The sequence below is a fragment of the Streptomyces phaeofaciens genome (genome assembly GCF_014648915.1).
In the GTDB taxonomy this organism is placed as follows: domain Bacteria; phylum Actinomycetota; class Actinomycetes; order Streptomycetales; family Streptomycetaceae; genus Streptomyces; species Streptomyces phaeofaciens.
In genome coordinates this window covers 91542-108363 of sequence record NZ_BMSA01000023.1, presented here as the reverse complement: position 1 = coordinate 108363, position 16822 = coordinate 91542, and the positions used below count along the sequence as shown (strand labels likewise).

Here is a 16822-nt window from a genome sequence, read left to right as displayed (position 1 = left end):
CATGAGTGACGACGCCCCCACCACCGAGTCCGGCAGGGTCCCGAACAAGGGCAAGCTGGCCAAGGACCTCAACGAGGTCATCCGCTACACGCTGTGGTCCGTCTTCCGGCTGAAGGACGTGCTTCCCGAGGACCGTACGGGTTACGCCGACGAGGTCCAGGAGCTGTTCGACCAGCTCGCCGCGAAGGACGTGACGATCCGCGGCACGTACGACGTGTCCGGGCTGCGTGCCGACGCCGACGTCATGATCTGGTGGCACGCCGAGACCGCGGACCAGCTTCAGGAGGCGTACAACCTCTTCCGCCGGACGAAGCTGGGCCGCGCCCTGGAGCCGGTCTGGTCGAACATGGCGCTGCACCGCCCCGCCGAGTTCAACCGCTCGCACATCCCGGCGTTCCTCGCCGACGAGACGCCCCGCGACTACGTCAGCGTGTACCCGTTCGTGCGCTCCTACGACTGGTACCTGCTGCCGGACGAGGACCGCCGCCGGATGCTCGCCGACCACGGCAAGATGGCCCGCGGCTACCCGGACGTCCGTGCCAACACGGTCGCCTCGTTCTCGCTGGGCGACTACGAGTGGATCCTGGCGTTCGAGGCCGACGAGCTGTACCGCATCGTCGACCTCATGCGCCATCTGCGTGCCTCCGAGGCCCGGATGCACGTCCGCGAGGAGGTCCCGTTCTACACCGGCCGCCGCAAGGACGTCGCGGAGCTGGTCGCGGGCCTCGCCTGATCAGAGCGCGGGCCGGACCGTCCGGTTCGCCGGCTCCGCCGAGCCGTCGGCCGGGCGGGGCTCCGTGTGCGGTGCGCAGGCCGCGCGCCGCACCGGCAGCCGGCCCTCCAGCAGATACGCGTCGAGGTGGCTGTTGACGCACCGGTTCGACCCGCCCCCGATGCCGTGGGTACCGGAGTCCCGCTCGGTCACCAGCACCGAGCCGGTCAGCCGCCGGTGCATCTCCAGCGCCCCGTCGTAGGGCGCGGCCGCGTCCCGCTCGGCGGCCAGGATCAGCGTCGCCGGCAGCTCACCGGGACCCGTCCGCACGTCCAGCGGCTTCTGCCGGGGCGCCGGCCAGTACGCGCACGGCAGGTTCGCCCACACGTTGTCCCACGTCTCGAACGGCGCCACCCGCGCGAGCCGGGTGTTGTCCCGGTCCCAGGTCCTGAAGTCCGTCGGCCAGGACGCGTCGTTGCACTCCACCGCCGTGTACACCGCGGTGGAGTTCTCGGCCGCCGCCTCCGCCCCGGCGACCGGTCCGGCCTGCTCGACCAGCTCCTCGGGGTGGCCCTTCAGATACTCCGACAGCGCCCGCGCGCGGTGCGGCCAGACGTCGTCGTAGTACCCGGCCTGGAGGAACGCGCCCTGGAGCTGCCCGGGGCCGACCTTCCCGCCGGCCGGCTCCGCGGCCAGCCGGGCGCGCGCCCGCTCGTAGCTGCGCAGTACCGCGTCCGCCGTCCGGCCCAGGCCGTACACCCGGTCGTGCCGGGCGACCCACTCCCGGAAGTCGGTCCAGCGGCTCTCGAAGGCCACCGACTGGTCGAGGTTGTTGCGGTACCAGATCTTCTCCGGCGCCGGGTTCACCGCCGCGTCGAACACCATCCGCCGCACGTGCGAGGGGAACAGCGTCGCGTACACCGCTCCGAAGTAGGTGCCGTACGACGCCCCCATGAACGTCAGCTTCTCCTCGCCCAGGGCGGCCCGCAGCACGTCCAGGTCGCGGGCGTTGTTCAGCGAGTTGTAGTGCGCCAGGGCGCTGCCCGCCCGCCGGGCGCAGCCACGCGCGTACGCCTTCGCCTCGGCGACGCGCTCCTGCTTGTACGACGCGGAAGGGTGGACCGGCGCGGGCGAGGGCCCCTTGAAGAACTGCTTGGGGTCCTGGCAGGACAGCGGCGCCGAGCGGCCGACGCCGCGCGGGTCGTAGCCGACGAGGTCGTAGGCGGCGCCGATGCGCTTCCACTCCGGCAGCGTCCCGATCACGGGGAAGTACAGCCCGGAGCCGCCGGGACCGCCGGGGTTGAAGACCAGGGAGCCCTGCCGGGGCACCCGGCGCTTGCTGTTGTGGGGGTCGCGGTGGGTGGCCCGCATCCGGCTGACGGTCAGTGTGATCTGCCGGCCGTTCGGCCGCGCGTAGTCGAGCGGGACGGTGACCGTGCCGCACTGCATCCCGGCCGGCAGGTCCCGCGTGTCGGGGCACGCCCCGAAGGCCACCCCCTTCTCGGCGGCCCGCGCGGCGGCGAGCGCGACGCCGGCGGGGGCCCCGAAGGTGTCCGGGACACCGCCCGCGGGGGCGGCGGAGAGGGTGGTCAGGAGCAGGGCTCCGGTGGCCGAGTAGAGGGCGGCAGCTCTCATGGCGAGTCCCTTCGGTGCGCGGCAGCGACAAAAGGGATGTTTCGTTCGGTCGTGGGGGAAGGCAAGCACCGCCCCCGGGTGTCGGCGCCAATGCCCCCTGTGCGCCCCCTCGGACGGCCCGGCACCCCCGGCCGTCCGGCGGCCGAGCCTTCGCCGGTTCTCCGCGCGTTCTCCGCCGTGCCCGCGTCGGGCCCGACCCGTCCCTCAGTCCCGCAGGAACGGCTCGCGGTGGCCGAAGGCCGCCCGCAGTTCCGGTTCGCCGACCGCGCGTATCCCGAGGACGGCGACGGAGGTCAGATACGTGCGCTCGTCCGCCGCGCCGCCCGTGCCGCCGGACCGCCGGGCCAGCGCGCCCAGCAGTCGCTGACCTGCCGGGGACGCCCAGCGCGCGTACGGCGGCACCTCGACCCGCGCGATCGCCAGGCAGCTCAGGGTGAGCGCGAGCGGCAGCGCGAACCAGAGGGCGACGAGCCCGCGCGGCATGTCCGGGGTGCCCGGCATCAGCAGCGCCACCGCCCCCAGCCCGAGGACGAACAGGGCGGCACCGCGCACCTGCCGCATCCCGGCCACGACCGTCGTCCGCGCCCCGTCGGGCACCGCGAGGCCCGCGCCGACCAGCCGGTCGGCGATGCCGCGCACCGCGTCCGCGGCCGCCGCGGCCGCCCGCACCGGCGCGATCCGGGACTGGCCCTCCGGCCCGATGGCCCCGAGGACGGACCGCTCCATCTCGTCCCGCCCGCGCGGGTCCACGACGGTCGCCCAGCCGGTGTGGGCCAGCAGCAGCCGCTGCTGGCGGGCCATGGAGACCAGGGTCAGCTCGGCGACCCTGCCGGGCCCGCCGGACAGGAACGCGGCCTCGTAGAGCGTCAGGTCGTGGCGCTGGTCCGGGTTCGGGTCGACGGCCGCCGCGCGGACGGCGGCCAGACACAGCCGGGTGCACGCCGCCCCCGCGACGCCCCATGCCAACACCAGGAGAAGGACCCAGAACATGCCGTGTTTCTATGCCAGAGCACCGGGAAACGCCATGCTTTGTTCACCATCCGGACCGAGCGTTGTGGGTATGTGACGTTCCGGTGGGTTCCGTCGGTTCAGGGGGCGGACGGCGGGCTCGCCGCGGCGGGCGGCAGCGTGTAGGTCGGCACCGGTGACGGGGACAGCGGGACGACCGTCCCGGGATCGCCGACGGGGCCGGGCGGGCCGGGAGAGCGGGTGACCGGCGGGGTGGCGGCCATCGCCATCTCCCGGGCCAGGGCGTCGAAGTCGACGTACCCGGTGGCCTCCAGGATCTGGATGTGGTCCAGGACGGTGGCGTTGGCGTCGTCGGCGAGGGAGCGCACCAGTGAGTTGCGGGTGGCGGCCCGCACCTGCGCGACGACGGAGAACACCCGGCCGTGCGCGAGCCGCAGGATGTTGGCGAACTTCCAGTCGTACTCCGTGCCCTGTGCCGCGTTCAGCTCCGCGAGCCAGCCCCGCTGCTGGTCGTTGGGCTCGTTCGGCAGGGCGAGCCCCAGCTTCGCCGCCACGTCGCGCACCCGCGCGTCCAGCAGGGTGTGCCCCTCGACGAGGTGCCGGCCCGCCGTCCGTACGGCCTCCGTGGTGCCCTTGCCCTGGGCCTGCTGGCCGGCCGGCAGCTCCCACAGCCCGGCCAGCCGGACCTTGGTGACGAACTCCCGGTCGAGCGCGGACAGCGGACCGTACGGGGTGGACACGGTCTCGGCGTTCAGCACGTCCGCCCCGGTGCCCGACCGGTCCTCGTACGACCAGATCGGGTACGCCAGGGCCGCGAGGGTGGCGGTCAGGCACGCGAGGATGAGACCGGTGCCGGTGAAGATGCCTCTGCCCTTGATCGGGGGTCGGGGTCGCATGGTGCCTCCTGCGCATGGCACCGCACGCTCGTGTGGTTCGGGGTGCGGGATTGGCATATTACTGTGCCCGCCGCGCCAGCCACCGTACGGGGGCAAACGGTGGTATTCGGGATGGTTCCGCCGCGCCTGACACCCTGTGACCTCGGGTCATCGGTCGGGGCGTGCTGTTCGACGCTTCGTCAGGCGATGGCGCCCCGGCCCCCTGTGTGCCGCGCATCACTGGCCTGATTGTTCGGATGGGTGGAGGAATGCCCATCGGGTGGGGAGGTTGAGGTCTGGACCACTAAACGATCACTCTCGTAGAGTCGCTCTTCTTACTCGATTCTCACCGAATTCTCAGATTGCGAGTGGAACAGAGTGACGCAACGCAGGCACCGGAGAAGACCGGTGCGGGGGGTGGCGGCGAGTGCGGTGGCGCTGCTGGCTGTGGGAGGCGTTCTCAACGCGACGCTCTCCGATGCCTGGGCCGCCGGCACACCTAACGGATCGGCGGAGTCGCGCGAGGCCGCCTCGAGCGTGCCGGCCGACGACGCGGCCCGGGGCAAGGCGTTCTGGCAGGACGACACCCTGCCCGCGAAGTCGGCGGAGCAGAAGGCGTCGGAGAGGGCCGTGTCGGCAGGGCGGCGGGTGGAGGTCCCCTCTCTGACGAACGAGACGAACCAGGTCTTCGCCAACAGCGACGGCACCTTCACCGTCGAGTCCTCGCCCGTACCCGAACGCGTCCGCAAGGACGGTGACTGGGTGCCCGTCGACACCTCGCTGGTCACCCGGGCGGACGGCCGGGTGGTCCCCAGGGCGGCGCAGGACGTCGTGCTGTCCGGCGGCGGTACCGCCCCGCTGGCCACCATCACCCGCGACGGCCGGACGTACGAGCTCGGTTCGCCGTGGACGCTGCCGGTGCCGAAGGTCACCGGCTCCCTCGCCGTCTACGAGTCGGTCCGCCCCGACGTGGACCTGGTGGTGCAGGTCCGTCCCGACGGGTTCACCCAGAACCTCGTGGTCCACACCCGGGAGGCGGCTGCCGACCCCGCCCTGGCGGCGATCCGCTTCCCCGTCCGCACGACGGGCCTGACCGTCACCACCGCGGAGAACGGCAGCGTCTCCCTGGTCGATCCCGGCGGGCACGCGGTGTTCTCCAGCAGCGCGGCGTTGATGTGGGACTCCGCCACGGAACCAAGATCCGCGCCGGCCCCGGCCACCGCCTCCGGCCCACGGACCGCGGTCACCGCGCAGCGCGCGTCCCTCACGACCGCCACCGGTACGACGGCCGGGGGAGCCACGGCCGGGCCCGGCGACGCCGCGGACGCCGTGCTGCCCGACCCCGGCGCCAGGACCGCAGTCGCGGACGTCGACCTGGCGGGCGGCGCCCTCTCGGTGATCCCCGACCGCGCCTTCCTGACCGCCGAGGACACCGCCTACCCGGTGGTGATCGACCCGCCCGCCGTCAGCGCCACGCTGACGGGCTGGACGACGATCTGGTCCAATTCGCCGGGGACCTCCTTCTGGAAGACCTCGCACGCCCTGGGGGTCGGCTACGACGCCTATGTGGACAACAAGAAGGCCAAGTCGCTCTTCCAGTTCGACACCCGGCGCGTGGCCGGCAAGAAGATCCTCGACGCGACGTTCACCGCCTACGCGATCTGGTCCGCCAACTGCGACAAGCGGGACGTCAACCTCTACCGGACGAACCCGATCTCCGGATCCACGACCTGGAGCAACCCGCCGACCGGCTGGTCCCACGTCACGAAGGTCTCGGCCGCCAAGGGGTTCTCCGCCAGCTGCCCCGACGGGGACATCGAGTTCAACGCGACGTCGGCGGTCGCGTACACGGCCAAGGCGAAGTCGACCACGACCACCCTCGGCCTGACGGCCAGTGACACCGACGCCATCGCGTGGAAGCAGTTCATGTCCCCGGCGGACGAGCGCGCGACGTCCAGCCGCAAGCCGCGGCTGTCCATCACCTACGTCTCCCCGCCGACGGCCGCCCCCTCGGCGGTGAAGCTGTCCGAGCCGAACGTGGCGTGCTCCGCGTCCTCGGCCCCCGCGCTGATCCGGGACACCACTCCGCGGGTCACGGCCACGCCCACGTCGGCGGACGGGGCGAACGCGAGCCTGCGGCCCAACTTCGAGCTCTACGCCGGATCCGGCACGACCCCCGTCAACCTGAGCCCGGACACCTGGACGGCCAGCGGTACCGCGGGTTCGGATCCGACACCCACGCTCACCAGCGGCACGACGTACAAGTTCCGGGCGCGCACCCAGTACCGGTACACGTGGTCGGGCACGACCAGCTACCTGTACGGCCCGTGGTCCGGCTACTGCCACTTCAAGGTCGACAATGCCGCCCCGCCACGTCCCACGGTGACCTCCACGGAGTATCCCGAGTGCGCCGGGACGACCTGCGACGCCTCGCCAGAGACCGGAAGTGTCGGCCGGACCGGTACGTTCAGGATCGCCGCGGGGGCGGCCGATGTGCGCCGCTACGACATCTGGCTCAACGGCGTCCTGGTGGAGAGCAAGAAGTTCAGCGCCGGCACCGCGACCTACGAGCGCAAGGTGACGCCCACCAAGCGCCTCACCAACACCCTTCGGGTGCAGACCTTCGACGCGGCGGGCAATCCCAGCGAGACCAAGGACTACCTCTTCAAGGTGGCCAAGGCGTCGAACCCGGTCGGCGAGTGGAAGCTGGACGCCACCGGCTACAACGCCGTGGGCAGCAGCCATCCCCTGACCCTGGGCGGCGGAGCGGCCTGGCTGCCGCAGGCGCGGCTGGACTCCGGCATGCGCCTCAACGGCACGAGCGCGTACGCGGCCACGGCGGGCCCGGTCGTCGACACGACGGGCAGCTTCTCCGTGTCGGCGTGGGCGAAGCTGACCACCCGCGACACGATCGGCACGGTCGCCAACCAGAACGGTACCCAGGTCGGCGCCTTCCAGCTCTACTACTCCAGCTCCTACGACCGGTGGATCTTCAACCGCTACACCTCCGACGGCTCCAGCCTGGTGCGTGCCATCGCGACGCGCCCCGGAGTCGTCGGCGCCTGGACGCACCTGCTGGCCGTCTACGACCGTGACGCCCAGGAGATCCGGCTGTACGTCAACGGCCGCCTGGAGGCGTCGACCGCCTTCACCACCCCGTGGGGCGCCACCGGACCGTTCGAGATCGGCCGGATGAAGGGCTCGAGCGGCAGCCCCAGCAGCTACTTCCAGGGAGACGTGGACCACGTACAGGCGTGGAACCGCGTCGTGTTCCCCGACGAACTGTGGTCCGAAGCCAACATGGAGAACCCGGAGACGGGTTACCCCCAGCCCGCGCTGCTGGCGCACTGGGCCATGGACGGCGCCTCCGGCACGACGGCCCCCGACCAGTCCGGCCGCGGGAACACGCTCACCCTGGGCGCCGGGGCCGGCTTCGCCCCCGCCGACGACCCGGCGCACGGTACCGTGCTGAACCTGCCGATCACCCAGACCGGCGGTGCCTCCGCCCCGGTGATGCTCGACGAATCCGGCAGCTTCACCGTGGCCGGCTGGGCCAACCTGGACGCTGTGGGGCTGGAGGACACCACCGTCGCCCACTCGCCCTCCGTCTTCGCCCATCCGGGCCTGCAGCGCAACGCTTTCCGCCTGTGGTACCGGCAGGAGGTCGGTGAAGCGGTGGGCGACTGGAACTTCGGCGCCTACGAGACCGACGTCCTCGAGGGGCCGGCGGCCACCATCGCCTCGGAGCAGGTCAACCCGCCGGGCAACTGGATCCACGTGGTCGGCGTGTACGACTCCGTGAACCAGTCCGTGAAGCTGTACCTCGCGGGGGTGCGGGAAGGTGCGGAGGACGGCGTCGTCGTCAAGAGCATCTTCCAGTCCGACCAGCCCCTGACGGTCGGCCAGGCCCGGCGCCACGACACCGGCGCGTGGGGCAACCGTCTCACCGGACAACTCGACGACCTGCGCGTCTACGCCGGCGTCCTGTCCGAGGCGGAGATCACCCAGCTCGCGACGGTCGACGAGCCGCCGATCGACATCGGCTGACGGGCCGTCGGCCCGGACGGTTTCACCCCACCCACACGCGGTGGTGAGCGCGGCCCACGGCCGGCTCACCACCGCTGTCGAGAACGCGGAGACCCCTTGACCAGCACACCCTTCGTGCTGCCCTCATGGTCCTGGAGCAGAGCAGGCCGCCGCCGTGTGGCGGCGGTCGCCCTGCCCTTGACCACGGCCATCGTCACCACCCTGCTGGGCGCGGCGCCCGTCCAGGCGTTCGAGCGCGACCCCAGCGCCCCGCAGAAGCCGGTCTTCGGCAAGGCACGGACGTTCACTCCCCGCTCCCAGAAGGCCACCGACCCGACGAAGGCGGCCGCGGAGCGGACCCGGACCCGGGCCGCCCGCGCGGTCGCCTGGCCGACGACGGACGCGGCGAGCGTCACCGTCCCGGCCGAGCCACGGGCCGAGGCGACGGCGGGCCGGCTGCCCGTCAGCCTTGCCCAACCGCGGCGTGCGAAGACCGGTGCCGCCCGCAAGCCGGGAACCACCACCACCGCGCCCGCGCCGGCCAAGGCGGAGGTGCGGTTCCTCGACCGCGCGAAGACCGCCGCCCTGGGGATCGACGGTGTCGTGCTCACCGTCCGCCGCACGGACGGCAAGTCCGGACCGGCGGGACTGTCCCTGGCCCTGGACTACAGCGGCTTCGGCCACGCCTACAGCGGCAACTGGGCCTCCCGGCTGCGGCTGGTCCAGCTCCCGGCGTGCGCCCTGACGACTCCGCAGAAGGCCGCCTGCCGTGCCACCACGCCCGTGGCGTCCTCGAACGACACGGCGGACAAGACCCTCACCGGCGAGGTGACCACCCCGAAGGCCGGCACCGCCCAGGCCCGCGGCGGATTCACGGTCCTCGCGGCCTCGGCCGGCACCTCCTCGGACCAGGGCACCTACGAGGCCACCGCGCTGTCCCCGTCGGCCACCTGGTCGGGGGGCGGGTCCAACGGCGACTTCACGTGGTCGTACCCCCTGGACGTCGTGCCGGCCCCCGCCGGACCGTCGCCGTCGCTGTCGATCGGCTACTCGGCCCAGAGCGTCGACGGCCGTACCTCCTCCACCAGCGCCCAGGCGTCCTGGATCGGTGAGGGCTTCGACCTGCCCACCTCCTACATCGAGCGCTCCTACGGTTCCTGCGAGGACGACGGCCAGGACAAGAAGTACGACCTGTGCTGGAAGGAGGACAACGCCTCCATCGTCCTGAACGGCAAGTCCAGCACCCTCGTGCTGAAGGACAAGGCCACCGACACCTGGCGGCTGCAGGGCGACGACGGCGAGCGCGTGGTGCGTTCCACGGGCGCCGCCAACGGCGACGACGACGGCGAGCAGTGGACCGTCACCACCACCGACGGCACCCAGTACGTCTTCGGCAGGAACCGGCTGCCCGGCTGGGCCACCGGAAAGGCCGAGACGAACTCGGTGTGGACGGTGCCGGTCTTCGGTGACGACACCGGCGAACCCGGCTACGACGCGGGCACGAGCTTCTCCGCGCGTGCCAAGACCCAGGCATGGCGCTGGAACCTCGACTACGTCGTGGATCCGAACGGCAACGTCATGACGTACTGGTACGACAAGGAGCTCAACCACTACGCCAAGAACGGCACCACCGGGAACGGCGTCGAGTATGTGCGCGGCGGTCAGCTCAAGCGCATCGACTACGGCCAGCGAACCGACACCGTCTTCTCCTCCACCCAGCCCGCCGCGGCCCGGGTGACGTTCTCCGTCGCCGAGCGCTGCGTTCCGGTGAGCGGCGGCGAGACGTGTGCCACGCTGAGCGCGTCGAACCGCAACGCCTGGCCGGACGTCCCCTACGACCAGATCTGCAAGAAGGACACCGTCTGCACCGACCAGCCGACCCCGTCCTTCTTCTCCCGCAAGCGCCTGACCGGCGTCACCACGCAGGTCTACAAGGGGAGCGGCACCGGAGCGGACACCGACTACCGCGACGTCAACCACTGGACGCTCGACCAGTCCTTCCCGGATCCGGGCGACGGTTCGAACGCGGCGCTGTGGCTGAAGTCCATCCAGCAGACGGGCAAGGTGGGCACGGCCGTCTCCCTGCCGGCGATCACCTTCGCCGGGGTCCAGCTGCACAACCGGGTCGACCGGACGGGCGACGACGTACCGCCGTTCATCAAGTGGCGGGTGCGTACGGTGACGTCGGAGACCGGCTCCGTCCTCACCGCCACCTACTCGGACCCCGAGTGCGTCGCGGACACCAACCTTCCCTCAGCGCTCGACAAGAACACCAAGCGCTGCTACCCGGTCAAGTGGATCCCGCCGTCCAACCCCACGCCGGGGACCGACCCGCAGCCCCGCACCGACTGGTTCCACAAGTACGTCGTCACCCAGGTCACGGAGTCCGACCCGACCGGCGGCGCACCGCTGAAGCAGACGGACTACACGTACCACGGGGGCGGGGCCTGGGCGTACGACGACCAGTCGCCGATCACCCAGGCCAAGTACCGCACCTGGGGCATCTGGCGCGGCTACCAGAAGGTCACCACCACCACCGGTGAGGCGGCAGGCGTCCGTTCCAGGGCGACGAACCTCTACTACCGGGGCATGCACGGCGACAAGCAGCTCGACGGCTCCACCCGCACCGAGACGGTCACCGACTCCGAGGGGACGTCGCTGAACGACGAGGAGCAGTACGCCGGACAGGTGCGCGAGGCCATCACCTACAACGGCACCGCCGGGACCGAGGTCTCCGGCACGATCACCACGCCGTGGTCGCAGACCACCGCCACGGTCACTCACTCCTACGGGACCGTGCGGGCCCACATGACCCGCACCGCCAAGGAGGTCAAGCGGACGCCCGTCGCGGGCGGTCCCCCGATCACGTCCACCACGGCCTCGACCTACGACCCGCAGAGCGGCCTGCCGCTCACCGTGGAGACAGAGGGCGGAGGGCTGAAGGAGTGCACCCGCACCGAGTACGTCAAGAACACCACGACTTGGCTGCTCACACCGGTGAAGCGGGCGGAGAAGGTCGCCGTCGGCTGCGCCGCCACGCCGAACCGCTCCGATGATCCGAAGACGACCGACGTCATCTCCGACGTCCGCTCGTCGTTCGACGGGCTGGCGTGGGGCGCCGCCCCCACCCGGGGCAACGAGACGACCGCCCAGCGCGTGACCGGCTACAGCGGGAGCACCCCGCAGCTCCAGACCGTGCGCACCGCCCAGTACGACACCCTCGGCCGGGTCACCGACCAGTGGGACGCCAAGGGCACCCGTATCAAGCACACCGACTACACCCCAGGGACCGGCGGTCCGCTGACCGCCACCAAGGAGACGAACGCCCGCGGGCACGCTGTCACCACCGAGCTGGTCCCCGACTGGGGCGTCAACAAGGCCAGTGTCGACCCGAACAACCGGCGAACCGAGATGGCCTACGACGGACTCGGCCGGCTGACGGACGTCTGGCTCGCCGACCGCGACCGGGCCGGCGGCGACGCCCCGAGCCGCTCGTTCCGGTACCAGATCAACCGGACGACTGCCTCGTGGGTCGCGACGAAGTCGCTCAACAACGACGGCACCAGCTACCTGACCTCGTATGCCATCTACGACGCCCTGCTGCGTCCACGGCAGACGCAGTCTCCCGCGGCCGTGGGCGGAGGCCGTGTGATCACCGAGACGAAGTACGACACGCGGGGCCTGGAGGCGGAGACCTCGGCCGACTATATCGACGCGACAGCGCCGTCGGGCACGCTCGCCACCCTGCTGACCGCGGCTCCCGCCGGTTCCCGGAAGGTCTACGACGGAGCCGGACGGCCCACGGCCGAGATCACCCTGGTGCGAGAGAAGGAACACTCCCGGACCACCACCACGTACGAGGGCAACGCCACGACGGTCGAACCACCGGCCGGTGCCTCCGCCGTGCGTGAACTCGTCGACAGCCGTGGCCGCCTCGCGGAGAAGCGGGAGTACGACGGCGACAGGGCGACGGGTTCCTACGCCCGCTTCACCTACGCCTACAACAAGGCCGACCAGCTCACCGAGGTCAAGGACGGCGACGGCAACACCTGGTCGTACGAGTACGACTTCCTCGGCCGTACCACGGCGGTGACCGATCCCGACACGGGCACGAACCGCACCGAGTACGACGAGCTCGACCGGGTCGGCGTCACCCAGGACGCCCGGGGCAACATCCTGAGCACCACCTACGACGAGCTCGGCCGCCCGACCGGCAGGCTCTCCGGCCGGATCCCGCTCGTCAACGGCGTGCCGACGATCGACGACTCCGCGTACCTGGCGCGCTGGTCGTACGACACCGTCGCGCTGGGCCGGCCCACCTCGTCCATCCGGTACGAGGGCGGCAAGAGCGGCAAGGTCTACGCCGTCACCAACGCGGCGTACGACCCCCTGTACCGGGTGCTGAAGGAGCAGTACACGGTCAGCACCACCGAGGGCGCGGTGGCCGGCACCGGCACCTACACCCTCACCAACGCCTACAACCTGGACGGCACGCTCCAGAAGCGCACCATCCCCGCCATGGGCGGTCTCGCCCAGGAGGTGATCACCTACGGCTACAACGACCAGCGCCTGCCGACCACCCAGCAGGGCCTGACCGGCATCGTGCGCGGCACGGACTACCTGCCCGGCGGCGAGCGCATCCGCCTCACGCTGGGCGTCTCCTCCTCGGCCAAGTGGACGGAGGTCAACACCTCCTACGAGGACGGCACCAAGAGGCTGGCACGGCAGACGGTCGTCTCGGAGTCCCACAGCGGCACGGACGCGGACACGTACTACCGCTACGACGCGGCCGGCAACCCGGTCGAGATCGACGACCGGTCCACCGCGGCGGGTGACAAGCAGTGCTTCACCTACGACGGGCACCGTCGCCTGAAGAGCGCGTGGACCGCCAGGACCGACTGCGCCACGGAGCCCACCACGGCGGGCGTCGGCGGGATCGCGCCGTACTGGAAGTCCTTCACGTACGACTCCGCCGGCAACCGCGAGACGGTCACCGACCACCTGGCCACGGCGGGCCCGGCGACCACCACGTACGGGTACGACCTCACCAGCGGGGGCAAGCTCCGCCCGCACCTGCTGGCCTCCACGGTCACCAGTCCCGCGGACCCGTCTCGCCCGGCCATGAGCTTCGGCTACGACGAGTCCGGCAACACCACGACCCGGACCATCGCGGGGAAGACCCAGAGTCTCCGATGGGGCCAGGAGAACAACCTCGCCGAGGTGACCGAGGCGAACGGCACCCGGACGACGTTCCTCAACGACGCCGACGGCAAGCGGCTGATCCGGCGTGACGCCACGGGTACCACGCTGTACCTCGGCGAGACCGAGCTGCGGCACGACAAGGCCACCGGCAAGGTCGAGGCCACCCGCTACTACAGCCACGGCGGCACCGTGGTCGCGGTGCGCACCGCGGGGTCGCTGACCTGGACGAGCGCCGACCACAACGGCACCGCCAACGTGCAGATCGACGCGGCCACCCAGGTGGTCACGCGGCGGCACACGCAGCCGTTCGGGGAGACACGGGGCACGCAGCCCGCTCAGTGGACCGGCGACAAGGGCTTCGTCGGCGGGACGCAGGATCCGACGGGCCTCACCCACCTCGGTGCCCGCGAGTACGATCCGACGACCGGCCGCTTCGTCAGCGCCGACCCGGTGGCGGACCTGAAGGATCCGCAACAGGTCAACGGCTACTCCTACAGCAACAACAACCCGGTGACGTTCGCCGATCCGGACGGCAAGTGGTTCTTCTCGATGATCTTCGCCCTGGTCAAGATCATCCGGGCGATCATCCGCTACCTGGCCGCGGCCTCGCACGTCGGCTACCGCGACTCCTCCAGTACCCGCGCCTCCAGGACGTCGTCGCGCTCCGGTTCGGGCCCGTGGGGCAGCGGCAACTACGGCAGCAGCGGCGGCGGTGTGGACTGCAGTGCCACCTATCCCGCCTACAAACCCGGCTGCAACACCAACGTCGAACCCGAGAACCCCAAAGAACAGGGCAGCTTCACCGACTTCCTCGGCGGCATCGGCCACAACCTGGTCGCGGGCGGCGAGGCGCTCACCCATGCGAGTCCGTGGTGCTGGATCGAGGACTGCAGCGGCGCCACCAAGCAGTACGACGACCTCGTCACCAAGCAGGGTGTCGACAAGAACACCAAGGCGTGGGACGCGGGCGACGCCGCGGCGGAGGTGGCCGGCGTCTTCAGCCTCGCCGGGGCCTTCCGCTCACTGCTGAGGAAACTGCTGAAGGGAGGCGCGAAGAAGGCGGACGTGCCCAAGACGAGTCCCTCGTCACCGTTCGCCACCGGAAAGACCCTGGGTGACGTGTCCAAGGTGCACGGCTGGGTCCCCAAGGCCATTCCGGACGAATCCATGCAGGTCCTGAGGGATGTGAAGGAGTTCAACCTCGGATACTGGGGCGGTCCCGGTTTCCACGGTCCGAAGATGTGGACCGAGCCGTTCGGGAACACCGCCAAGAACGGCGGCTACAAGCTCCCGACGCACGACCCGTCCGGAAAGCCCATCACGTACCAGGAGTACGGGACCTATCCGTCCCCGCAGAACCCCAAGCCCGGTGGCGAACGCTGGGTGTTCGGCAGCGACGGTTCGTCCTATTACACTCCGACCCACTACCAGACATACATCGTCGGAGAGAGCCCCTCATGGGCGCGATGACGACGGAGAAAGGTCCCGCAGTGCGCATCCATCCCTGGCTACACGTCGTTCCGGACGGGTCCGACGGGTCCGGTGTGCCGCTCGGCGAACTGCTCCCGGTGCCGGGCAGGACGTACGTGGCCCGTGTCGACGGACGCGAGATGGCCGACGTGGACGGCGTGTTCCAGCAGTTCTGGGACGGCCTGCGGCTGCCGGACTACTTCGGCTGGAACTGGGACGCGTTCTCGGACTGCCTGCGCGACCTCGGCTGGCTGGAGGCGGATCACCATGTGCTCGTCGTCGAGCACGCCCAGGCCGTGCTGGCCGACGACGCGGAGGAACGGGAGCAGTTCTGGGGGATCGTCCTGCAAGCGGGCCGCCGGTGGTCCTACACGAAGCGGCCCGAGGCCGTGGAGCTGGGCCGGCTGGTCGTGGTCGCGTCCTGCGACACCGGTTCGGCCGAATCGCTGACGGGTCTGCTCAAGACTCTCTGATCACCTGACGACGAGGCCCTCCCGCTCTGGCGGGAGGGCCTCACTCATGGGCGAAGGCGAGGCGGGGCCGGTACCGCGGCCGCCGTCACCCGACGGACCCCGCGTCGTCGGACGGTCCTGGCCGGATCCGTCACCGCCGCGTCAGCGACCGCCCCACCCGGGCCAGCCGCGACCGCGGCCGCGGCGCCGGGCCCGAGCGGTCCAGCCACCACCGCCGCAGTTCCCGACGGGCCCCGCTCTCCCGCGGCGGCCCGCTCCGCAGCACCCACTCCGCGAAGTCCAGGGCGTCCTGCCGGTAGCCGCCGCGCATCGGGTGGCCCTGTGCGTAACCGAGGAAGGCCGTCCGGTACCCCTCGCCGAGGATCACCGGCAGCTCCGGCGCCACCTTCGCCACCACGTCCGCCCGCTTCGCCGCCAGGGCCCGTGCCTGGACGCCCAGGCGGACCCGGTCGAAGCCCTCCGGCGCCGGGGTGCCCGCGACCAGGGCGGACAGCAGCGCGGCCTCCGCGAGCCCGAGCCGCTGGCGAGCGGCGTCGTCGGCGGCGGGCACCGGAGTCCGGCCGCGCTCCGGCGTCCGGTGCGGCCGCTCGGGCGCCGCGGCCCGTACCGTCTCCCGGATCGCCCCCAGCTCCCGCTCCAGCTCGCCGGGTTCGGGGAAGTTCTCGTCGCGTTCCAGCAGCACTCCGGGCGGGGAGACCCGGGAGGCGAGGTCGGCCAGGATGTCGAGGACCGGGCGCGGCACCGGGTGGGCGTGGCTGTCGTGCCAGACGCCGTCCCGTTCGAAGCCGCCCGCGACATGGACGTAGGCGAGGGCCTCCAGGGGCAGTTCGGCGAGCGCCTTGGCGGGGTCCTCGCCGCGGTTGACGTGGTTGGTGTGCAGGTTCGCCACGTCGATCAGCAGCCGTACGCCCGTCCGGTCGGCCAGCTCGTACAGGAACTGGCCCTCCGTCATCTCCTCGCCGGGCCACGCGACGAGGGCGGCGATGTTCTCGACGGCGAGCGGCACGGGCAGGGCGTCCTGCGCGATGCGCACGTTCTCGCAGAGCACGTCGAGGGCGTCGCGGGTGCGCGGCACCGGCAGCAGGTGCCCGGCCTCCAGCGGCGCCGAGGCGGTCAGCGGGCCGCCCGCGCGGACGAACGCGATGTGTTCGGTCACCAGCGGTGAGCCCAGCGCCTCGGCCCGCTCGGCGAGGGCGGCCAGCCGCCCCTCGTCGGGCCGGTCGGCGCCGCCGAGTCCCAGCGAGACCCCGTGCGGGACGACGGTGACACCGCGGTCGAGGAGCCGTTGCAGGGACTCGGGGAGGTGTCCGGGGCAGGTGTTCTCCGCCACGACCTCGACCCAGTCGATGCCCGGCATCCGCTCCACGGCGTCCGCGATCTCCGGCCGCCAGCCGATGCCCGTGCCCAGTCGTGTCATGGCCCCCGCCTCCTTCGTGCCGTGCCCCCTCGGTGGTGACGGG

General features: G+C 71.6%; 8 protein-coding genes. 4 read left to right on the top strand and 4 right to left on the bottom strand.

The annotated features are described in order from the left end of the window. The first annotated feature begins 1 nt into the window (after position 1). The gene (gene hemQ / locus IE275_RS32315; RefSeq protein WP_189715739.1) at positions 2-733 is read left to right on the top strand and encodes a hydrogen peroxide-dependent heme synthase; all 732 of its coding nucleotides are present in this window, start codon (positions 2-4) and stop codon (positions 731-733) included. On the opposite strand, the gene IE275_RS32310 is transcribed toward hemQ, so the two are convergent. The 3 genes from IE275_RS32310 to IE275_RS32300 all read right to left on the bottom strand — a co-directional run bounded on the left by IE275_RS32310 (position 734) and on the right by IE275_RS32300 (position 4212). Next, positions 734-2347 carry an alpha/beta hydrolase gene (locus tag IE275_RS32310; RefSeq protein ID WP_189715737.1) on the bottom strand — a complete coding sequence of 538 codons (1614 nt, stop codon included), beginning with the start codon at positions 2345-2347 and terminating at the stop codon, positions 734-736. 204 nt (positions 2348-2551) lie between these two features. Further along, on the bottom strand, positions 2552-3337 hold the full coding sequence (locus tag IE275_RS32305; RefSeq protein ID WP_189715735.1) for a TIGR04222 domain-containing membrane protein: 786 nt from the start codon (positions 3335-3337) through the stop codon (positions 2552-2554). 98 nt (positions 3338-3435) lie between these two features. Continuing rightward, positions 3436-4212, bottom strand: coding sequence for a DUF4142 domain-containing protein (locus tag IE275_RS32300; RefSeq protein ID WP_189715733.1), 777 nt, complete (start codon positions 4210-4212; stop codon positions 3436-3438). A 396-nt stretch (positions 4213-4608) separates the two neighbouring features. Here IE275_RS32300 and IE275_RS32295 point away from each other — a divergent pair, with 396 nt between their 5' ends. The 3 genes from IE275_RS32295 to IE275_RS32285 all read left to right on the top strand — a co-directional run bounded on the left by IE275_RS32295 (position 4609) and on the right by IE275_RS32285 (position 15362). Beyond that, the gene (locus IE275_RS32295; protein WP_229870766.1) at positions 4609-8238 is read left to right on the top strand and encodes a LamG domain-containing protein; all 3630 of its coding nucleotides are present in this window, start codon (positions 4609-4611) and stop codon (positions 8236-8238) included. Positions 8239-8334: 96 nt separating this feature from the next. After that, complete coding sequence (locus IE275_RS32290) at positions 8335-14889, top strand: RHS repeat-associated core domain-containing protein (RefSeq protein WP_229870764.1); 6555 nt, start codon at positions 8335-8337, stop codon at positions 14887-14889. Then, a complete protein-coding gene (locus tag IE275_RS32285) occupies positions 14886-15362 on the top strand; it encodes a barstar family protein (RefSeq protein WP_189715732.1) in 477 nt (158 codons plus the stop codon). The genes IE275_RS32290 and IE275_RS32285 overlap by 4 nt, the downstream gene beginning before the upstream one ends. Before the next feature lie 130 nt (positions 15363-15492). Here the strand turns inward: IE275_RS32285 and IE275_RS32280 are convergent, their stop codons facing one another. Then, positions 15493-16779 (bottom strand): MbnB/TglH/ChrH family RiPP precursor modification enzyme, encoded by a 1287-nt coding sequence (locus IE275_RS32280; protein ID WP_189715730.1) that lies wholly within the window; start codon positions 16777-16779, stop codon positions 15493-15495. Positions 16780-16822 lie beyond the last annotated feature (43 nt).